The organism is Arthrobacter sp. 10N418, from assembly GCF_056394725.1.
This window is the reverse complement of record NZ_JBFTIK010000007.1, coordinates 113,159-132,871: the sequence shown is the minus strand read 5'-3', so window position 1 is coordinate 132,871 and position 19,713 is coordinate 113,159. Positions and strand designations below refer to the sequence as shown.

16 protein-coding genes and 1 pseudogene are annotated in these 19,713 nt (G+C 67.7%); 1 reads left to right on the top strand and 16 read right to left on the bottom strand.

The annotated features are described in order from the left end of the window. Positions 1-5 precede the first annotated feature (5 nt). The 11 genes from AC1DCZ_RS07735 to AC1DCZ_RS07685 all read right to left on the bottom strand — a co-directional run bounded on the left by AC1DCZ_RS07735 (position 6) and on the right by AC1DCZ_RS07685 (position 13,219). The gene (locus tag AC1DCZ_RS07735) at positions 6-1,328 is read right to left on the bottom strand and encodes a M18 family aminopeptidase (RefSeq protein ID WP_476974063.1); all 1,323 of its coding nucleotides are present in this window, start codon (positions 1,326-1,328) and stop codon (positions 6-8) included. Between the two features lie 132 nt (positions 1,329-1,460). Then, positions 1,461-2,993: an amino acid permease gene (locus AC1DCZ_RS07730; protein ID WP_476974062.1), complete on the bottom strand. Its 1,533-nt coding sequence runs from the start codon at positions 2,991-2,993 to the stop codon at positions 1,461-1,463. 257 nt (positions 2,994-3,250) lie between these two features. Continuing rightward, positions 3,251-3,397, bottom strand: a complete 147-nt coding sequence (locus tag AC1DCZ_RS07725; protein ID WP_476974061.1) for a hypothetical protein — start codon at positions 3,395-3,397, stop codon at positions 3,251-3,253. 45 nt (positions 3,398-3,442) lie between these two features. Next, entirely contained in the window at positions 3,443-4,345 is a 903-nt protein-coding gene (locus tag AC1DCZ_RS07720) for an ABC transporter permease (protein ID WP_476896857.1), read from the bottom strand. A gap of 3 nt (positions 4,346-4,348) precedes the next feature. Beyond that, the gene (locus AC1DCZ_RS07715; RefSeq protein ID WP_476974060.1) at positions 4,349-5,293 is read right to left on the bottom strand and encodes an ABC transporter ATP-binding protein; all 945 of its coding nucleotides are present in this window, start codon (positions 5,291-5,293) and stop codon (positions 4,349-4,351) included. A gap of 158 nt (positions 5,294-5,451) precedes the next feature. Then, on the bottom strand, positions 5,452-6,948 hold the full coding sequence (locus AC1DCZ_RS07710; RefSeq protein WP_476974059.1) for a bifunctional phosphatase PAP2/diacylglycerol kinase family protein: 1,497 nt from the start codon (positions 6,946-6,948) through the stop codon (positions 5,452-5,454). Between the two features lie 93 nt (positions 6,949-7,041). Continuing rightward, complete coding sequence (locus AC1DCZ_RS07705; RefSeq protein ID WP_476974058.1) at positions 7,042-8,229, bottom strand: MFS transporter; 1,188 nt, start codon at positions 8,227-8,229, stop codon at positions 7,042-7,044. A 155-nt stretch (positions 8,230-8,384) separates the two neighbouring features. After that, the gene (locus AC1DCZ_RS07700; protein ID WP_476974057.1) at positions 8,385-10,067 is read right to left on the bottom strand and encodes an ABC-F family ATP-binding cassette domain-containing protein; all 1,683 of its coding nucleotides are present in this window, start codon (positions 10,065-10,067) and stop codon (positions 8,385-8,387) included. A 198-nt stretch (positions 10,068-10,265) separates the two neighbouring features. Continuing rightward, the gene (locus AC1DCZ_RS07695) at positions 10,266-12,293 is read right to left on the bottom strand and encodes a penicillin-binding transpeptidase domain-containing protein (protein ID WP_476974056.1); all 2,028 of its coding nucleotides are present in this window, start codon (positions 12,291-12,293) and stop codon (positions 10,266-10,268) included. A 114-nt stretch (positions 12,294-12,407) separates the two neighbouring features. Further along, positions 12,408-13,064 carry a response regulator gene (locus tag AC1DCZ_RS07690; protein WP_476974055.1) on the bottom strand — a complete coding sequence of 219 codons (657 nt, stop codon included), beginning with the start codon at positions 13,062-13,064 and terminating at the stop codon, positions 12,408-12,410. Further along, a complete protein-coding gene (locus AC1DCZ_RS07685; protein ID WP_476974054.1) occupies positions 13,061-13,219 on the bottom strand; it encodes a hypothetical protein in 159 nt (52 codons plus the stop codon). The genes AC1DCZ_RS07690 and AC1DCZ_RS07685 overlap by 4 nt, the downstream gene beginning before the upstream one ends. On the opposite strand from AC1DCZ_RS07685, the pseudogene AC1DCZ_RS07680 reads away from it, so the two are divergent. Continuing rightward, positions 13,160-13,584: pseudogene (locus AC1DCZ_RS07680) on the top strand (ATP-binding cassette domain-containing protein); the annotation flags it as partial. The gene AC1DCZ_RS07685 and the pseudogene AC1DCZ_RS07680 sit on opposite strands and share 60 nt — an antisense overlap. Here the strand turns inward: AC1DCZ_RS07680 and AC1DCZ_RS07675 are convergent. The 5 genes from AC1DCZ_RS07675 to AC1DCZ_RS07655 form a co-directional block, all read right to left on the bottom strand. Then, on the bottom strand, positions 13,581-15,026 hold the full coding sequence (locus AC1DCZ_RS07675; RefSeq protein WP_476974053.1) for a phytoene desaturase family protein: 1,446 nt from the start codon (positions 15,024-15,026) through the stop codon (positions 13,581-13,583). The pseudogene AC1DCZ_RS07680 and the gene AC1DCZ_RS07675 overlap by 4 nt on opposite strands. Beyond that, positions 15,019-16,488 carry a glycosyltransferase family 87 protein gene (locus tag AC1DCZ_RS07670; protein ID WP_476974052.1) on the bottom strand — a complete coding sequence of 490 codons (1,470 nt, stop codon included), beginning with the start codon at positions 16,486-16,488 and terminating at the stop codon, positions 15,019-15,021. The genes AC1DCZ_RS07675 and AC1DCZ_RS07670 overlap by 8 nt, the downstream gene beginning before the upstream one ends. Before the next feature lie 219 nt (positions 16,489-16,707). After that, a complete protein-coding gene (locus tag AC1DCZ_RS07665) occupies positions 16,708-16,935 on the bottom strand; it encodes a hypothetical protein (protein ID WP_476974051.1) in 228 nt (75 codons plus the stop codon). A gap of 660 nt (positions 16,936-17,595) precedes the next feature. Beyond that, complete coding sequence (locus tag AC1DCZ_RS07660) at positions 17,596-18,180, bottom strand: histidine phosphatase family protein (RefSeq protein ID WP_476974050.1); 585 nt, start codon at positions 18,178-18,180, stop codon at positions 17,596-17,598. After that, a complete protein-coding gene (locus AC1DCZ_RS07655; protein WP_476974049.1) occupies positions 18,181-19,656 on the bottom strand; it encodes a CCA tRNA nucleotidyltransferase in 1,476 nt (491 codons plus the stop codon). Positions 19,657-19,713: the final 57 nt, after the last annotated feature.

Below are 19,713 nucleotides of genomic sequence, written 5' to 3'. Positions count from 1 at the left end.
CGCGCCTACGCCGCTGTCCGGAAGAAGTGCTCCGCCACCGTGGCCAGCCGGTGGGGGTCCTCCACCCCGCACAGTTCGCGGGCTGAGTGCATGGACAACAGGGGCACGCCGACGTCGACCGTCCTGATGCCCAGCCGGGTGGCCGTCAGCGGGCCGATGGTGGAGCCGCAGGGCATCACATTGTTGGACACGAATTCCTGGTACGGGATGCCGGCAGCGGAGCACAGACGCGCCCAGAGGGCCGCGCCTGGAGCGTCGGTTGCGTAGCGCTGGTTTGCGTTGATCTTCAGCAGCGGGCCGCCGTTCAGTGCCGGACGGTTGGCCGGGTCATGCCGCTCGGCGTAGTTGGGGTGCACGGCGTGGCCGGCGTCGGCGGAGACGCAGAACGACGCCGCGAAGGCCTGCCGCCGCTGGCTCGCCGAGGCCCCCAGCCCGTCCGAGATGCGCACGAGGACATCCTCAAGCATCGGTCCGCAGGCACCTGAACGGGAACCCGAGCCGATTTCCTCGTGGTCGAAGGCTGCCAGCACCGCGATCGGGGCGCCGTCGGGCAGCGGCCTTGAGGCGTGGGCGATCAGCGCCGTCAGCCCGGCGTGTGTGGCGGAAAGGTTGTCCAGCCGGCCCGAGGCGAAAAACTCGCCCTTGGCGCCGAAGACCCCGGGAGCCTGGGTGTCCGCGATGACGATGTCATAGCCGCCGATCTGCGCGGGATCCACGTCCGCGCCCCGGACGTGCCCGGCGAGCAGGCCCAGCAGGTCGGCCCCGGCCGGGTCGCCGAGCCCGAAGACCGGGTTCATGTGCTGTTGTTTGTCCAGAGCCAGTCCCTCGTTCACGGCCCGGTCCAGGTGGATTGCGAGCTGGGGGAACCGCAGCAGCGGACCCGTGGCGGTCAGGTGTTGCGTACCGTCGAGCATCACCAGGCGCCCGGCCAGCTGGAGTTCGCGGTCCAGCCACGAGTTCAGCAGGGGTCCGCCGTAGACCTCGACGCCGGCCTGGAGCCAGCCGAACTTGCCGGTCGTCGGCTTCGGCTTAAGTTTGAACGACGGCGAGTCCGTGTGGGCGCCCAGGATGTTGAAGGCGGTGGTGGGCCCGGCCTCCGCCGGCGTGACCCAGGCGATGAGGGCGCCGTCGCGGATGACATAGTGCTTGCCGGCCGCCGCGGCGCTGCCCGCGGTCCCGTCCCACGCCTGCAGCTCGTCCAGGCCGGTGAAACCCGCCTCGTCCAGCCGCCGGGCCGCCTCGTGCACTGCGTGGAAGCTCGACGGCGACGCAGTGACATACGCGCCGAGGTCATGGATGTGGTCTGCGGCGCTGGTCGGTGTTGGCATGGCTCCGAGTCTAGCCCCGCCCAGGTCTTGCACCGGGCCGCACCCGGACATGCCCTCCCCCGGCGTCGGGGCGTGGACATAGTGCCACTATGTCCATCCCTGGGCGCCGGAGGAGGGCATGTCCCGTGGGAATTACGACGCCGGACGGCCGGCGGCGGCGGTTTCTTCGAGATCGGTTTCGGCGGCGTCGGGCGCGGCAGTGCGTCCCGTGACAGGCATGGCGGAAGCGGTGCCGGTCTTGGTGTCCGGCGCGGCCGGACCGGTGCCGGACGTGACAGGCATCCCAGGCGTGGCGGCAGCGCCGACGGCGGCCTTCGTGCCGTGCTTGCGGTACCGCCAGAGGCCGATCCCCACCACGACGGCGCCGAGGGCCATCGAGAGCAGCAGGGATTCGCGGGTCGACTCCAGGATGACCATGCCGATCAGCAAGGCAACGATGCTGATGATGGCCACCCACGTCAGGTACGGGAAGAGCCACATCTTCAGCTCCAGGTCCTTGGCGGCCGCGCCCATGCGGCGGCGCAGGATCAGCTGGGAGCCTGCGATCACGAGCCAGACGAACAACGCGATGGCGCCGGAGGTGTTGACGAGGAACAGGAAGACCGTGTCCGGGGCGATGTAGTTCAGGCCGACGGTGATGAAACCGACCACTGTGGAGGCGAGCACTGCGGCGGCCGGCACGCCGCGCTTCGAGATCCGCATCCAGGCCCGGGGAGCGTCGCCGCGGCGCGACAGGGAGAAGAGCATACGGCTGGCAGTGTAGAGGCCGGAGTTCAGGCAGGAGAGCACGGAGGTCAAAACGACGATGTCCATGATGGTGCCGGCGCCGGGGATGCCGAAGAGCTCGATCACCGCGACGTAGGGGCTCTTGGCGACGGTGGCGGAGTTCCACGGAAGCAGGGTGACCACAATAGCGATGGAACCGATGTAGAAGACGAGGATGCGCCAGACGGTGGACTTCACGGCCTTCTTGACGGCGTCGACGGGGTTCTCGGATTCGCCGGCGGCAATCGTGGCGATTTCGGCGCCGAAGAAGGAGAAGACGACGACGAGGATGCCTGCAAGCACCGCACCGGGGCCGTTGGGCATGAACCCGCCGTTTTCGATGAGGTTGCTCAGGCCGGGTGCCGGCACGCCGGGAATGAGGCCGAGGATCGCGGCCACGCCGAAGATCAGGAACAGCACGATCGCCGCGACCTTGATGGAGGCGAACCAGAATTCAAACTCGCCGTAGGACTTCACGGAACCGAGGTTGGTCAGGGTCAGCAGGATCATCAGGGCGAGGGCCCAGACCCACTGGTCGATGCCCGGCACCCAGCGGTGCATGATGGCGGCGCCGGCCGTGGCCTCAATGCCGAGCACGATGATCCAGAACCAGGCGTAGAGCCAGCCGATGCTGAACCCTGCCCAGCGGCCCAGGGCCTTGTCGGCGTAGGTGGAGAAGGAGCCGGTCTCGGGGTTGGCCGCGGCCATTTCGCCCAGCATTCGCATCACCAGAATGACCACGAGTCCTGCCGCGGCGTAGGCGACGAGGATGCCCGGGCCGGCCTGCTGGATGGCGGCACCGGACCCGACAAACAGGCCGGCGCCGATCACGCCGGCGATGGCGATCATGGAAAGATGCCGTGGTTTCAGGGATTTTGAGAGCTGCTGGTCAGCGTGCATGGAAGCGCCGTCCTTCGGGGGATTGTCTGGGCAGGCCTGTGCGGTGAGGCGTGGCCCTCGTGTCTACAGCGGGCCGTGTGCCGCGCCACATCGTCGTCTCACACTAGACCGGCACACCACGGCCGCCGTTGTGCATTCCCACAAATGACGCCGTTCCATTCAGGGCGGGACTCTAACGCGGCACAGTAAGGCGCAACGGAAGTTGACCCTGGGGCAATTTTGTAATGTGCCTGAAACCACTGCTTCAGGGCTACCGGTCAGTACTCCGTGCTGCTGGGGACCACCAGCACGGCCTCATCCATCACCCGCGGATGCAGGAACAGATACCGCCGGGGCCTGCCCCGGCGGCGGGCGGCGATTTCAGCGAAGGACGCGTCACCCTGGCTGGCTGGCGCGTCCTTCACGGGCAAGGCGTGCTCTGAGCCTAGGCGGTGGGCTTCTGGTCCGGCCTAGACATCGCGCCTCTTCAACAGGAAGCCGGCGAGCAGGAGCGGAAGGACAACCCAGGCGCCCAGGACGAGGGCGGCCTGCCAGGCTTCCAGGGTGTCAGGCACGTGTTCCGCCGCGGTGAGGGGGCTGACCGTGTTCCCGGGCAGGTACTTCCGTGCTTCCACGAAGAAGTCGCCCGGAATCAGCTGGAACGCGATCGGGGCGACGAAGAACAGGCCCACCAGGCTCATGATGCCGCCTGCCGAATTGCGGATCAGGGTGCCCAGGGACATCCCGATTGCGGCGACCGCGGCGACGTAGATGCTGTTGACGATGAGCAGTTTGACCGACTGCGGGCTGCCCAGATCCAGCGTGAGGTTGTAGTTGTCGAGGATCGGGACGGAGACGAGTCCGGCGAGCAGGGTGGAGAAGCCCGTGATGACGAACGAGGTCAGCACAACGACGAGCAGCTTGGCCGCAAACGCCGGAATGCGCTTCGGCACTGCGGCGAAAGTGGACCGTGCCATGCCGGTGGTGAACTCGGAGCTCATCAGCAGCACGCCAAGTGAACCGAGGATCAACTGGGCAAAAGCGATGCCGGAGGTCGGCACGCTGACCGCGAGGTCGCCGCCCTGGGCCGCGATCCTGGCGGCGGCCTGCGGGTCCCTGCCTGCCGCCTGCGAGAACTGGCCCGTTCCCCAGGCGGAAAGGGCGCCGAAGCCCACCATGACAAGGACAGTGGCGCCGAGCAGGATCAGCGTGGACAGCAGGGTCCGGAACTTAATGAATTCGGAGTTGAGTACGCGCAGGAAGCTGGGTCCGGGACCGGAGCTGCTGCCGTCGCCGGAGCGTTCGGGGCGGACATCGGTGCCGGCGTGCGCGCCGCGGCGCGAAGGTGTGGGTTCGAGAGTAGTGGAGCTCATGGCCTAGTTGCCTCCGGACTGGACGGGAGCGGCGGCACCCGAGGTGATCAGCGAGTGGTATTCGACTTCATCCTTGGTCAGTTCCATGTAGGCCTCCTCGAGGCTGGCCTGAAGCGGGGTGAGTTCGTAGATCATGACATGGCTATCGAGAGCGGTGCGGGCAATCTGCCGCGGATCCAGGCCCTTGACCTCCAGCAGTTCGTTCTCCTGGACCTCAACAGAGGCTCCGGTCCCGGCCAGCAGATTCATGAGCCGGTCAGGCTGGTCGGTGCGGACGCGGGTGCGGCTCTGGCCCTTGCCGGTGATGATCTCCTGGATCGGCGCATCGGCGATGATCCGTCCGCGGCCGATCACGATCAGGTGGTCCGCCGTGACGGCCATTTCACTCATGAGGTGGCTGGAGAGGAACACCGTGCGTCCCTCAGAGGCGAGGTATCTGACGAGGTTGCGGACCCAGACCACACCCTCCGGGTCGAGGCCATTGACGGGCTCGTCCAGAATGATGGTCTGCGGATCGCCGAGCAGCGCGGCGGCGATCCCCAGCCGCTGGCCCATGCCGAGCGAGAAACCCTTGACCTTTTTCTTGGCCACGTCGGCCAGGCCGGTCATGTCGATGACCTCGTGCACGCGCGTCTTGGGGATGCTGTGCGTTGCCGCCATGGCGAGCAGGTGGTTGTACGCGGACCGGCTGGTGTGCACGGCCTTGGCGTCGAGCAGGGCGCCGACGTCGCGCAGCGGAGCGGCGTGACGGGCGAAGGGGGAGCCGTTGACGGTCACCGAGCCCGACGTCGGCCGGTCCAGCCCCATAATCATGCGCATGGTGGTGGACTTGCCGGCCCCGTTGGGACCCAGGAAGCCGGTGACGCGGCCGGCTTCGACCGTGAAATTGACGCCGGCAACGGCGGTCTTGTCGCCATAAACTTTGGTCAGGCCTCTTGCTTCGATCATGGAAGCGTTCCTTTGCGTAGCAGGGGATTTCCGGACCGCCGTGATCAATGGTCCGGGCTACACCCCACGCTACAGACGCAGCCCGTGCATTTCGACGGTCTCAGGGATGATTCAGGGGCGAGGTCAGGGTAGTCCGGGAGGATGACTCGGGAGCAGACTCAGGGTGCCGGCGAATAGTACGTCAACTCCCCGCGCCGGACCGTCAAGTCGACTCGCCGCACGCCGGGCATGACCTCGCCGTCCACAGCCAGGACCATGGTCGAATTCCCCGGCTCCACGGTGATCTTGTCCGTTTCGGTCAGGTGCATGATCTTGGAGGTGGCCACGGTCCCCGTCAGCACCGCCCAGAGCAGGCGAAGCCGCGCAAAGGACTCGTCGGCCGTGATCATCCGCAGGTCCAGGACGGCGTCGTCCAGCACGGGACGCACGAGCGGGGCGTGGTCGCGCGGGTAGTACCGGCCGCGGCCGATGTACATGATCCAAAGCCTGTGCCGGACGCCATTGACGATCAGCGTAGTGGGGGTGCCTGCGGCGAAGGTCCTGAACATCGCCACCACACCGGCCAGGGGCTTACCCAGCGCCGGCTGAAGCTGCTCCCGGCGCCGGACCAGATTCGGGTAGAGGCCGATGCTGGCAGTGTTGAGCATGGTCAGCTCGAGGTGTTCGGGGCTGTCGGGAAGGCCGCGTTCGACGGCCACGTGCCCCACGTCGGCCAGCGCGGCTTCACCCCGGGAGGCCGCTGCAACGGCAGCCTCCAGCGTGGGCGTTCCGGCATCGCGGGCAAAGTGGTTCAGCGTTCCGCCCGGCAGGACGAGCAGCGGAAGGGAGTGCTCGACGGCGGCAGCAGCGGCAGTACCGACGGTCCCGTCGCCGCCCCAGACGCCGAGGGCCACGATGCCGGGCCGGGTTGCCACGCCGGCGATTCCCGTAGCGACGTCCTCGTCCTGGGCGATCTCCTTAATATACGCTTTGGGGAATACTTTCTGGAGGGCATCCGCGGTCTCGTCGGCGTAAGAACCACCGAGGGTGTTCACGGCGATGCCCAGCCCGTGCCCGTCGGGCAGCTCGACCGTCCGGACGGCGGTGCGGCGGGTGTCCGGGAACGGGGGGCGGACCGGCCACCACTTTCTCGTCACCATCGCGGCCCCCGCGCCGATCGCCGAGCCGAACAGTACGTCGGAAGGCCAATGCGCTCCGGTGTGGACCCGGGAGTAGGCGACACCCGCGGCGGCGGGTGCCAGTGCGACCCCCAGGGCCGGGCGCACCATTCCGACGCCGAGCGCGAAGGCGACGGCTGAAGCGGAGTGGCCGGAGGGCATGGACGAACTCGTGGGCTGCGGGTGGACGAACCGGAAGGTTGGCAGGTGCTCTGGAAGGGGGCGTGCCCGGGGCAGCAGGGACTTGAAAACCAGATTTGTGACACCGGACGCCACACCTTGCGCCAGGACGCCGTGGAGGGCAGCTCGCCGGGTCTTCCCCGGCACCAGGGCCAGGACGCCGGCAATCCCGAGCCACAGTTTCCCGTTGGTCGCGGCCGCGGACAACGCCCGGAAGAACTCGTCGTGGCTACCGCCCGGCAGGGCCGACACCGCCCGCACCAGTCTGCGGTCGAACTTCTCGAGCCGGCCCGGCGCTTTCCTCAGCATGCTTCGCATCTGTCCACCTTACTGCCCGGCCGGGGGGCGCGGCCGGTGGATGGGGGGGCGATCACCCCGAGTGCTGGCCCCTCAGCGATTCCCCGCGGCTCCTCATCCGGCGCGCAGGGGCTTCGCGGCGCCGGCGAGCAGCAGCGCAACCAGAATCGGGACCCCGATAGCTAGCAGGGCCAGCCTGATTCCGTTCGCATCGCCAAGGTAGCCGAGCAACGGCGGACCGGCGAGGAACGAAATGTAGCCCAGCGTCGAGACGACCGACACGCGGGCGGCGGCGTGCCTGGGCTCGTCCGCTGCTGCCGACATGCCGACCGGGAACGCGAGGGCTGCTCCCACTCCCCACAGCACGGCTCCGGCGGTGGCCAGCCAGATGTTACCCGCAAACACGAACAGCCCCAGCCCTGCCGCGGCCGCGGCCATGCTGGCGCGGAGGACCGCGACACGGCCATAGACGTCGATCGCGCGGCCGCCGAAAAAGCGCATGGCCGTCATCGCCAGCACGAAGGCTGCAAACAGCAGAGCACCCGTGGACTGCGAGGCCCCGAGCCCGTCTACAGACGCCTTGGCGATCCAGTCGTTGCCGGCGCCCTCTGTCAGTGTGGCGCCGAGGACCACGACGCCGATCAGCAGGGTACGGCCATCCCGCCAGGCCGCCCCGGCCGTGCGCGCAGTCTCATCTCCCGACGCCGGAGGGGACGCCGGGACGTGCGGCAGGAAGTACCTCGGAGCCACGGCGGTCAGCACCGCAACCACCGCCGCGATGGCAAGCAAGTGCACCGGCAGCCCGACGCCCAAACCGGACAAGCCCGCGCCGATGAGGGCGCCCAGGAAGGCTCCGCCGCTGAAGGCCGCGTGGAACTGCGGCATGATGGTGCGCCCGAGCCGGTGTTCGACGTCGGCCCCTTCGATGTTCTGGGAAACGTCCCACAGGCCGATTCCGATCCCGAAGAAGAACAGCGCGATTGCCGTCCCCGGAATGGATGCCGCCAGCAGCGAGAGGGCCACTCCCACGCCGGCCGCGGCCGCCAGCAGACCGGCGGTCCGTACCGCGTTGGCCGTTCCAATCCGGCCCACCACATGCCCTGCGGTGGGCAGCGCAATCAGCGAGCCGACGGCCACGCACAGCAAGAGGGTTCCCATCTGCCCCGAGGTGATGCGCAGGATGTCCGTGACCGCCGGGATGCGTGCCGCCCAGCTGGCGAAGACGAGTCCGTTGATGCCGAACACCAGAAACGTCGCCCCTGTCGCGGACTTGAGCTGAAGGTCTGTCGCGGTTTTGGTCATTCGATCACTGCTTCCGGCGGGTGTCGGGCAAGTTGGGCCAGTTGTGCATCTAATCATCTGCTGCGCAGCGACTCGGGGTCATTCCGCGCCCAAGAACGGCCGCGGACTGGGCGGTATGTGACCCCGCGTTGCTGGGAAGGCTGCGTTGCTGTGGGTCAGCGGGCGCGCTCGACGCGTTTTTCGTCCCAGACGGGCTCGGCGGACTCATAGACCTTGCCGTCGGAGCCGAAGACCAGGAAACGGTCGAAGGTGCGGGCAAACCAGCGGTCGTGCGTGACCGCCAGGACGGTGCCCTCGAAGTGGTCGATGGCCCGTTCCAGGGCCTCGGCCGAGTGCAGGTCCAGGTTGTCGGTCGGCTCGTCCAGGAGCAGGAGCGTTGCACCGGAGAGCTGCAGCAGCAGGATCTGGAACCGGGCCTGCTGGCCGCCGGAGAGGGATTCGTACTTCTGTTCCGACTGCGAAGCGAGTCCGTAGCCGTCCAGGGCTCCCGCAGCGGCTTCCCGGCCCAGCCCGGAGCGGTGCTCGTCGCCGCGGTGCAGGATTTCCAGCAGGGTCTTGCCCAACAGATCGGGCCGGACGTGGGTCTGGGCAAAGAAGCCGGGCCGGATGCGGGCCCCGAGCTTCACGGTGCCTTCGTGCGGCACTTCGGCGATATCGACGTCGGACACGGGCAGGTGCTCCCGCTCCGGGTCGGTGCCGCCGGTGGCAAGCAAGCGCAGGAAGTGGCTCTTGCCGGAGCCGTTGGAGCCCAGGACGCCGACACGGTCGCCAAACCAGACCTCCGTGGAGAAGGGCTGCATGAGTCCGGTGAGTTCCAGCTTTTCGGCCACGATGGCGCGCTTGGCAGTGCGCCCGCCCTTGAGCCGCATCTGCACGTTCTGCTCGATCGGCAGGGCCTCGGGCGGCCCGGCTTCGAGGAACTTCGCCAGTCGGGTCTGCGCCGCATGGTAGCGGTTGGCCATGTCGGAACGGAACGCGGCCTTGTTCTTGTACATGTTGACGAGTTCTTTGAGCTTTACGTGCTCCTCGTCCCAGCGTTTGCGCAGTTCCTCGAAGCGGGCGTTGCGGTCCGCGCGGGCGTCGACGTACGAGCCGAAACCTCCGCCGTGGATCCATGCCCCGGCGCCGTTGATGCCCGGCTCCAGGGTGACGATCCGCCCCGCGGCGTTGTTCAGCAGCTCTCGGTCGTGGCTGATGAAGAACACGGTCTTCTTCGAATCGTTGAGTTTGGCCTCAAGCCAGCGCTTGCCGGGGACGTCGAGGTAGTTGTCCGGTTCGTCCAGGAGCAGCAGCTCGTCCGGGCCGGCGAAGAGCGCCTCGAGCACCAGCCGTTTCTGCTCGCCGCCGGAGAGGCTCGACGCCGGGCGGTGCTGTGCGCGGTCGAAGGGCACCCCGAGCGCGGCCATGCAGACCTCGTCCCAGACCGTTTCGACGTCGTAGCCGCCGGCGTCGCCCCAGTCCACGATCGCCTGGGCGTAGGCCATCTGGGTGGGTTCGTCGTCGTGCTCCATCATGGCGAGTTCGGCCTCGTCGACGGTCCGCGCGGCAGTGGCCAGCGCGGGCGGGGCAGCAGAGACCAGCAGGTCGCGGACCGTGGAGTCGTCCCGGACCTGGCCCACGAACTGGCGCATGATGCCCATGTTGCCGGAGCGGCCGATCACGCCTTCATCCGCAACGAGGTCGCCGGAGATGATCCGGAACAGCGTCGTTTTGCCGGTACCGTTGGGCCCGATCAGCGCCGTCTTGGTGCCGTCCGGGACCTTAAAGGTCACCCCGTTCAGGAGCTGGGTGCCGTCGGAGAGGAAGTAGTCGATGCCGGAAACGTCAATATGAGCCACGCAGTCAATCTTCCCACGTGCATCTTCCCGCGACAGCGGACGCTCCTCACGGGCGTGCGGGAGCGTCCGCCGATTCGCTACCGGAACTGCGGGAGCGTCCGCCGATTCGCTACCGGAACTGCGGGAGGGTCCGCCGATTCGCTACCGGAACTGCGGGAGGGTCCGCCGATTCGCTACCGGAACTGCGGGAGGGTCGGCTCAGCCGGCCTGGGTGAGGAACTGCTTCAGCAACGGCCCGGAGGTCGTGGCACCCAGGCCGCCGTCGTCCACGAACACCGCGACGGCGAGGTCTCCATGCACTGCCACGATCCAGGCGTGGGTCTTCGGCGGGTCATCCGTGCCGAATTCGGCGGTGCCGGTCTTGGCACCCACCGGCGCGCCCGGCACGGAGGCAAGGAAGCCGGCGTGGCCGGAAGTCACGACGGCGCGCATCATGTCCGTCAAATAGGCCGCTTCCGCGGCCGTCACCGGCGTGCCGGAGGTCTTCGCGGGGGCGGGTGGGGACGTTGACGCGTCGCCGGCCGCTGTTGGCGAGGCCGGTGGCGAGGCCGGGGCCGAGCCTGTCGCCGCGGGGCTGCCGGGCGCGGGGGGCTGGGCGCCGGCGGAGGCGTTCGGATTCAGCACCAGCTGCGCCGAAACGGGCGCTCCCTTGGCGACCGAGCCGGCCATGATGGCGGCCGCGAGCGGGGAGAGCAGGACCTTGCCCTGCCCGATCATGGAGGCGGCGTGTTCGGTGCCCTCGGCCGCGCCCGGGACGGAACCGAGGAAGGCCGCGGCACCCAGTGCCGGCGCCTCGACGGCGACCCCGAGGGAGGTGGCGGCGGCTTCCAGCTGCGCCTGGGTGACCTTGTCGCGCGCATTGATGAAGGCGGTGTTGCAGGAATGCGCGAAAGCCTCGCGGAGGGTCACTGAGCCCAGCGAGGACGCGGGGTACCCCTCAGCGTTCTTGAACGTCCGCCCGTCCACCGTCAGGGTCGGGGTACATTCGACCTTGGAGTCAGGGGTCATTCCGTTGCGGAAGAGCGCCAGGGAATCCACCATCTTGAAGATTGAACCCGGCGCGTACTGGCCAAGCATGGCCGTGTCGTAGCCGTTGCTGCCGGGCCCGGAAGCGGCCGCGAGGACGGCACCGGTCGACGGGCGGAGCGCCACGATGGCCGAGGCCGGACCGACCTTGCCCAGGACGTCCTCCGCCAGCTGCTGGAGCTTCGGATCGAGCGTGGTCTTCAGCGGGGTCCCGGGCTTGATCGGCTCCTGGAAAAGGATCCGGCGCGGGTCAGCGGCCGCCGCCTTGATCTCCTCTGCCGTCAGGCCGGACTTCTGGGCCCGGATCACGATGCCCTCGGAACCGCGCAGCTGCGCGTCATATTGCTGCTCGAGGCCGCCGTTGCCGGTGGTGTCCCCGGGCTTGAGCGCGCCGCCGGACTTCTCGATCTGTTCCGCGCTGGCCTCGGCGGCAGTTCCCAGCAGGGCCCGCGCGAACGTGCGGGTGGGGGCCAGCGGCAGCATGTCGTTGATGGCCCGGCCGCCGGGAACCGCTGCGATCTGTTCGTCGGTGATGGTCCGGCTGCCGTCTTCGCGCAGCGTAATGGCGGGAACGAACGCCTGGGCCCCGGCTGCCGCCACCTGCTTGGAGTACGCGGCCGCGTCCACGCCGACCAACTGGGCGAGCTTGGTCGCGGAGTCCGCGGCATCGGCCCCGCCGAGCTGGGGCTTGTCGATGCCGACGTTCACCACCGGCCGGTAAGTGACCAGCGGGACGTCTCCCGCGCCGAGGATGGGTGCCCGCTGTGGTGTCTCGGTGGATGCGCTGAGGACTTCCCCGTCGGCCAGGTCCGGCACCAAAATGGCTGGATTCCAGACGGTGAGCCATTTGTCGCCCGCCTTCTTCAGCTGGGCGGAAACAGTGTATTTCCACTCGTCGGCGCCCACCTTCCAGGTGTAGTTGAGCGGGACCTTAGCCGTGTCGGCATCCAGTTTCAGCTCTCCGGCCTCCACCGACGGCTTGGCCGGATCGAGCGCCTTGAACACCTCTTTGAGCTGGTCGTTTGCCGCCCCGGAGTCCTTGCCGTCAAAAGCGACGGAGCCGATGTCGAGCGCGGCTACCCCGGAAGCGAGCTTCTTCGCGGCGTCCTGGGCGCCGGAGCGCCCGTCATCGCAGGCCACCAGCGAGGCGCCAAGAACGAGACCCACAAGGGCGAGTGAAAGTTTTGATGAGTTCCCCATCGCGCCATTATGCACTGAGCTGGGGACAACTCCCTTGTCACATGACGCAGGCACATGATGCAGGCACATGGCGCAGGCACATGATGCTGGGCCGCCGCCAGCGGGTAACGGGGCTCAGGTCCGCCGGATGACCCGGCGCTGCGTCGCGACGGAGATCGCCGCGGTGCGGTTGTCCACGCCGAGCTTCCCGTAAATGTGCACCAGGTGGGTCTTGACCGTGGCCTCGGAGATAAACAGCTGCTTCGCAATGGCCCGGTTGCCCATGCCGGTGGCCAAGAGTTCCAGGAGCTGGATCTCGCGGGCGGTCAACGCCGGCTCCGGATTCCGGATCCGGCCCATGAGCCGCGCGGCCACTTCGGGTGCCAGGGCCGTCTGGCCGGCAGCGGCGGAGAGCACCGCCTGGCGGATCTGTTCCGGCGGCGCGTCCTTAAGCATGTAGCCGCTGGCGCCGGCTTCCACGGCGGCGAGGATGTCCGCGTCGGAGTCGTACGTGGTCAGGATGAGCGCGGTCGGGGCCGGCTGTCCCGCTTCGCCGGCCTTGATCCTGCCGGTCGCCGTAACGCCGTCCATGCCGGCACCCATTTGCAGGTCCATCAGCACGACGTCGACCGGCTCACCGAGGGTGCGGAGCCTGGCCAGCTCTGCCAGCGCCGCACCGCCGTCGGAGGCCTCAGCGGCAACCCGGATGCCCGCAAAATCGCTCAACATGGCCCGCAGCCCGGCCCGCACCACCGGGTGGTCATCCACAAGGAGCACCCGGATGTCGTTCACTGGCTTGCCTTGTCTGCAGCCGGGTCGGCGCCGGCCCCGGTTCCGAGCGGCAGGCGGATGGCCACCACAGTGCCCTCGCCCTCGGTCGATTCGATGTCCAGGCTGCCGGCCGCACGGCGCTGCGCCGCGAGAAGATCGGGATCATCTTCCAGCAACCGAACCTCCTGCCGTCGCTGACCGCGGTGGAGCAGCTCGCGATTGGTGACCACCTCCGCGGGAAGCCGGCCTCGGGGGCGTCCTGTCGAAACGGCCGCACCAGCTCTCGGGCGGGCAGCGTCAGCGCGTCAACATTCCCCGCGCACTCATGGGCAGCCCCGCGCTGCTGCTCGTCGACGAGCCGACGGCGGCCCTGGACCACGAACGTGGCGAGGCCATCGTTTCACTGCTGCGGCAGGTCACCGACGAATTCAATGTCGCAACGGTCATGGTTACCCACGAGACGGAGTTTGTCCGGCTGACGGACGCGAGGGCGATCATGCGGGACGGCCGGCTCTCGGCAGCGCGGCTGGTGGGCTCTTAGGGTTCGAAGCCCAGGTCCGGCACGGGCAGACCGAACATGTCTTTAAGGGCATGCCTCGCCGCATGGTAGCCGGGCATCCCGGTGACGCCAGGGCCCGGCGGCGTCGAGGACGAGCACAGGTAGACGCCCGGCAGGGGCGTCCGCCACGGCACCGGACCGACGACCGGACGCCGTAGCAGGCCCGGGACGTCCATCACGCCGGCACTGAAGTCCCCGCCCACGTAGTTCTCGTTGTACGCCGCCAGCCCGGCCGCCGTCGTCACCTTGAACTCGACGATGATGTCCCTGAATCCGGGAGCGAAGCGTTCAAGCTGGGCGATGACGGCCTCGCCCATGTCCACGGCGGAACCGGCCGGAACATGGCAGTAGCTCCAGAGCACCTGCCGGCCGGCCGGAGCACGTCCGGGATCGAAGCGTGACGGCTGGGAGACCAGGACGAACGGCCGGGCTGGGTGCCGGCCCGCCGCCACCTGGTTTTCCGCCTCGGCCATCTCATGCCTCGTCCCGCCCACGTGGACTGTCCCGGCGTCCGCCAGTCCGGGGGCCGCCCACGGTACGGGGCCGGAGAGGATGAAGTCGACTTTGCAGGCTGCGTTCCCGAACCGGAAGGATTCCAGCGCCCGGCGGTAGCGTGCCGGAAGCCGTCCCTCCGCGAGCCGCAGGAGCCCGGGAGGGGCAACGTCAAGCAGGGTGGCTCTCGCGGGGGGCAAATCGGCCAGGGATCCGATCCGGTTTCCGGTCTCGACGACGCCGCCATGGGCTTCGAGGTCCGCGATGAGGGCCTGCGCGATTGCGGCCGATCCGCCCTGCGGAATGGGCCAGCCCGCGGCATGGCCCAGCGCGCCCAGCACCAGGCCGGCGGCTGCCGCAGCCAGGGCAGGCAGCCGTCCGACGGCGTGGGCTGCGGCGCCGGTGAGCAGGGCCGGGGCCAGTTCCTCCCGGAACCGGGCACCCCACAGCGGCGAACCTTGCTCCAGCGTCCTGAGGCCGAACACGCCGGCGGCCGCAGGGTCCCTCGGTACCCGAAGGAGCTGATTCAGGGCCACGTCCGTGATGCCTTCCACGCGTCGGACCAGGGGCGCCATCAGTCGGCCATAGGCAGCGCCGTCCCGCCCCAGCCCGGCAACTGTCCGGTCGAGGGAACGGTAGGCCAGTGCTGCCCGGCCACCGTCGAGGGGGGAGCCGTACGAGACCTCGGGCGCGCTGAGGATGATGCGTCGGGAGAGTTCGAACTCCCGGAAGAAGGGGGACGCGAGTGCCATCGGATGCACTGCAGAGCAGACGTCGTGGAAATGGCCCGGCTCCATCAGTTCGGCGGTGCGAAGGCCGCCTCCGGGCGTGGGGGCGGCCTCGTATACGTGCACGTTGAGCCCGGCCCGCGCCATCGTCACTGCTGCGGCCAGCCCGTTCGGGCCGGAGCCGACGACGGCGACGTCAGGCATCGGCCGTCGCCTTCCGCCAGGGCAGCAGGGAAGCCGAGGGCCGCAGGGGATCCAGCCGCAACCAGTCCGGGGCACGGTCGAAGGGGCCCCCGTGGGGATCATCCATGTCATGGCGGCGGATGACGTCATAGCCGGGGTCCCAGATGTCCCAGGCCACACGGACCATCAGGTATACGGTGGCGAGCATGTGGAAGGCCACGGCAAGGACGTAGTACGGCATGTCGATGTTGTGTTGGGCCGCGCCGCCGCTCGTCACCTGCCCCAGGTACATCCAGACGGCAGCCCAGTGCAGCCCTTCGACGGCCTGCCAGAGAAGGAAGTCGCGCCAGCGTGGACGGGCGAGGGCGACCAGGGGGATCAGCCATAGGACAAACTGCGGGGAGTACACCTTGTTGGTGAGGATGAACGCCGCGACGATCAGGAAGGCCAGCTGCGCGAGCCTGGGGCGCCGGGGTGCCGTGAGGGCGAGCACGCCAACCAGGATGCAGGCCAGCAGGAACACGTTTAACGCCGCGGAGTTGATGGCTTCAGCCTGCAGCGGTGTCCAGCCCAGGCGCCCGGCCACCAGGTTGTAGGCGAACCACAGGGAGCTGTAGCCCGCAGGCCGTTCCTGGGTGAACTGGTAGAAGTACTTCCAGCCGTCCGGGTTCAGGGCGGCTACCGGAAGGTTGATCGCCAGCCAGGCGGCTGCCGCCGCACCGGCGGTGACCAGGACCGCCCGGAAGCGGCCGGTCCGCAGGGACAGCAGCAGGATGGCGCCCAAGATCAGCAACGGGTAGAGCTTCATCGCCGTGCCGAGGCCGATGAAGATCCCGGCAAGGACCAGCTTGTTGCGGGAAAAGAAGTACATCCCGGCGGCCAGCAGGCCGACAGCCCACATGTCCCAATTGATGACGCCCGCCAGGACAATTCCGGGGGCGAGGGCCACCATGGCGGCGTCCCAGGGCCGCCGGCGCGTCATCCGTGCCGTGGCGAGGACCGTGACGATCCAGACTGCCGCGATCAGCGTGGCGTTGATATCGAAGTAGGCCAGGGCGCGCGGGCTGCTGGCGCCGGTGCCCGGGACCAGCAAGGCTGTGGCGCCGGCGATGAACCCCATGAGCACGGGATATTCAAAGAAGCTGCCGTGCGTGATGAAGGGGAAGGCGCCGTCGGCAAGTCCGCGGTTCCGGAACAGCTCCGGGAAGTCGGAGTAGCACGTGGCGTAGAACTGTCCGGGGGATTCCCAGCCGTTGATGCGGCAGTAATTCTTGACCAGGATCCCCGTCAACGCGGCCAGGACGGTGAGCAGGACCAGAACCCGTTCCACGGTGAAGAATCCCGGCGAGACAATGCCCGGTGCCGAGCGGTGGCCCATGGGACCGCCGATTAGCTCTGTGAAGTTCCGTAGCAGCAGGTCGCTGCGGCTCGGGATGACCAGTCGGGCCCGTTTGCGGTGCTCCGGCGGCTTTGTCTCCTGCATGCCCTTGAGCTTACCGGGGCTGCCGCTGCCGGTCGCGCTTCGGCCGGGCCCGGAAGGTCGATTCGCCGCCGGCGCTTAACTGCGGGAGCCCACGCGTCGCCGCGTGGGCTCCTTGCAGACCGGTTCCGATGTCAGCCATCAGATCCTCCTTCGCTGAGCACAGTCCTGCTGAGGCACGTTTCCGCGCGCTGATGGTGCGCGGCGGCGGAAGCCCGTCGCTCAGCGGAGCAGGCCGATCTCGCGCATTGCGGCGAAGACGTCCTCGCGTTTCTGGTCGAGCAGCGCTCCGTTGAAACGGGTAGCTTCCCTGCGCGCCGGCTTCCTCGAAAAGATCAGGACGTCGTGGAGCTTTTTCATCATGGTTGTCACCTCCCGTCGGTGGCTTGGCTTGGGCGACAGCGGCAGCGCCTCTGTCCGGCCGGGGCTGGTGTTGGTGGCGATCGACACGATGGACCTTTCTTTGGGCGGTGTTGTGTCTTTAGCCAGTGCTGCGCCTTAGTGCAGCACTGCTGCAATGAATAGAATTGGGCATGGCAAATAAAGCCCTATTCATCAGAAGAACAACGGTTTTTCGGGTACGGCAATTAGCGTCCACTAATGGGGCAATAACTGGTCCGTAAATGCCCGGCAGCGGGATATGTTTCGCCGGAGCGAGGAATGGCCCCTGGCCGCGGTAGCGCGATGAACCCCAACAAGAAGCTGGGTTCCGAACTATGGGGTGCTGCGCAACCGCGAGGGTCCGCTTGTCCGGGCTGCTGCATAAGGACCTTCCTCATGGGAGGTCCCGCCTGTCACCTGGGCTCCGCCGGCCTGGCGGTGACGCCTAGACGGGGAGCGGGTGAATCAGGAGGCAGTCATTCCGGGAATCGGGCGCGGTTCAGCGACAGTGGCCGGGGAAGAGGCAGAGGTGACTTTCCATCCGCTAGTCAAAGTATTCATTTTCCCAACCTCCTTTTCCGTCCTGCCGTGGCTCCGGCTGACTGGCCGGGCGACGCGCGCCATGTCCCCGGCAAGACGCTCTGGGGACAGAAACAAAACTACCCTACGAATACAGCAGGTGACTACTGAATTCATAAAGTTTTTTGGAAGTTCTTTCCTTGAATGTATTTACAGGCCCCAGCGGACGATCGCCGGCGTTTTCTTATCCCAACCCAGGGTGCAGACTTTGGCGGTACCCAGCACAAAGTGCCGGCCCTCGCGGGGATCGAGTCCGAGCCACCTGGCGGTCAGGATGCGGGAGAAATGTCCGTGCGCGACGATCAGCACGTTATCCAGGCCGGATTCCAGCACCCGGGCCACGATCTTGTCGGCCCGCGCGGCGACGTCGTCGAGCGCTTCACCGTTGGGGACGCCGTGCGTCCAGATCAGGTATTCGGGGTTGTCCTTGCGGATGAGGTCTGAGCTGATGCCCTCGTAGTCGCCGTAGTCCCATTCCACCGCCAGCGGCTCCAGCTGGGCATCGGGGTAGCCGGCGAGCTCGGCGGTCCGGCGTGCGCGGCGCAGGGGGGAGGTCAGCACGAGGTCAAAGTCGACAGTCTCGAGAACCTTGCGCGCCTCCACGGCCTGCTGCTCGCCCTCCACCGTGAGCGGCATGTCGGTGAGCCCGGTGTACTGCCCGCTCTTGGACCACTCGGTTTCACCATGCCGCAGGATCCACAGCTGCGGACGCGGGCCGTTGGAAGGTGCAATCACTTAGGGCTCCTCAGTGGTGGACAGTTCGACGGCGGCTGAAGACTCGGGCTGAGCTGCCCACCATTCTCGAATTTTAGCCTCCGCCACGGCGGGATCAAGCGGGCCGTGCTCCATTCGTTCTTCCAGCAGGAACTTGTAGGCGCGGCCCACGACGGGCCCGGGTTTGAGTCCAAGGAGTGCCATGATCTGCCCGCCGTCCAGGTCCGGGCGGACGGCTTCAAGGGATTCCCGCTCCCGCAGGGCCGCGATCCTGGCTTCCAGGTCGTCATAGGCGAAGGATAGACGGTCCGCCTTGCGCTGGTTCCGGGTGGTGACATCAGAGCGGGTGAGCCTGTGGAGCCGCTCCAGCAGGGGGCCGGCGTCAGTGACGTACCGCCGGACGGCGGAATCGCTCCAGCCCGCCTCGCCGTAGCCGTAAAACCGCATATGCAGCTCCACGAGCCTGCCGACCGCCTTAATGGTGTCGTTGTCGAAACGGAGTGTCTTCATCCGCTTGGCGGTCAGTTTGGACCCCACCATGTCGTGGTGGCGGAAGCTCACCGCGCCGCCGGGTTCGAAGCGTCGCGTAGCCGGCTTGCCGACGTCGTGCATGAGCGCCGCAAACCGCAGCACAAAATCAGGGCCGGGAACGTCGCCGTCCGCGCCCGTTTCCAGTTCCGCGGCCTGCTCCAGGACCTGGAGCGAATGCTGGTAGACGTCCTTGTGGCGGTGGTGCTCATCGGATTCGAGGCGCAGGGCCGAGACCTCGGGCAGGACAAACTCCGCGAGCCCGGTGTCCACCAGCAAGTCCACACCGGCGCGGGGATGGGCGGCGCAGATGAGCTTGACCAGTTCGTCGCGCACGCGCTCGGCCGAAATGATGGTGATCCGTTCGGCCATCCGGGTCATGGCCTCGCGGACGTCCTCGCGCAGGCTCACGCCCAGCTGGGCCGCGAAACGGGCGGCGCGCATCATGCGCAACGGATCGTCGGAGAAGGACGTTTCCGGCGGTCCCGGAGTGGCGAGGACGGAGGCGTGCAGGTCCCGGACGCCGCCGAAGGGATCTACGAGGTCCAGCATCGGCAGGCGCAGCGCCATGGCGTTGATGGTGAAGTCCCGCCGCAGGAGGTCATCCGTCAGGGAATGCCCGAACGCCACCACGGGTTTGCGGGAGTCGGGATCGTAGGCGTCGGCCCGGTACGTGGTGATCTCGATCTGGAATCCGCCCTTGCGCATCCCAATGGTGCCGAAGGCGCGCCCGATCTCCCAGTAGTTGTCCGCCCACTTCCTGATCAGCGCCACTGTCTGGTCCGGGGTCGCGTCCGTGGTGAAGTCCAGGTCGGGGGACACCCTTCCGAGAAAGAGGTCGCGGACAGGTCCGCCAACGAGGGACAGTTCATGGCCGGCGTCGACGAACCGCTGCCCAAGCTCCAGAACCACCGGGTCCACCTGGAATTCAACGGTGTGGGTGTCAATCTTGTGATGTGCGTGCGCCATAGTTTCTTAAGCTTGTCAGAAAACCGCGCGAGCACCACACCGGATCCGTCGCATAAT

What these genes read in the sequence shown, in the direction of transcription:
- AC1DCZ_RS07730 (WP_476974062.1), bottom strand. Translation starts at nt 2,993, where the DNA reads ATGCACGCTGACCAGCAGCTCTCAAAATCCCTGAAACCACGGCATCTT.
- AC1DCZ_RS07655 (WP_476974049.1), bottom strand. Translation starts at nt 19,656, where the DNA reads ATGGCGCACGCACATCACAAGATTGACACCCACACCGTTGAATTCCAG.
- AC1DCZ_RS07735 (WP_476974063.1), bottom strand. Translation starts at nt 1,328, where the DNA reads ATGCCAACACCGACCAGCGCCGCAGACCACATCCATGACCTCGGCGCG.
- AC1DCZ_RS07695 (WP_476974056.1), bottom strand. Translation starts at nt 12,293, where the DNA reads ATGGGGAACTCATCAAAACTTTCACTCGCCCTTGTGGGTCTCGTTCTT.
- AC1DCZ_RS07675 (WP_476974053.1), bottom strand. Translation starts at nt 15,026, where the DNA reads ATGCCTGACGTCGCCGTCGTCGGCTCCGGCCCGAACGGGCTGGCCGCA.
- AC1DCZ_RS07715 (WP_476974060.1), bottom strand. Translation starts at nt 5,293, where the DNA reads ATGATCGAAGCAAGAGGCCTGACCAAAGTTTATGGCGACAAGACCGCC.
- AC1DCZ_RS07705 (WP_476974058.1), bottom strand. Translation starts at nt 8,229, where the DNA reads ATGACCAAAACCGCGACAGACCTTCAGCTCAAGTCCGCGACAGGGGCG.
- AC1DCZ_RS07670 (WP_476974052.1), bottom strand. Translation starts at nt 16,488, where the DNA reads ATGCAGGAGACAAAGCCGCCGGAGCACCGCAAACGGGCCCGACTGGTC.
- AC1DCZ_RS07720 (WP_476896857.1), bottom strand. Translation starts at nt 4,345, where the DNA reads ATGAGCTCCACTACTCTCGAACCCACACCTTCGCGCCGCGGCGCGCAC.
- AC1DCZ_RS07710 (WP_476974059.1), bottom strand. Translation starts at nt 6,948, where the DNA reads ATGCGAAGCATGCTGAGGAAAGCGCCGGGCCGGCTCGAGAAGTTCGAC.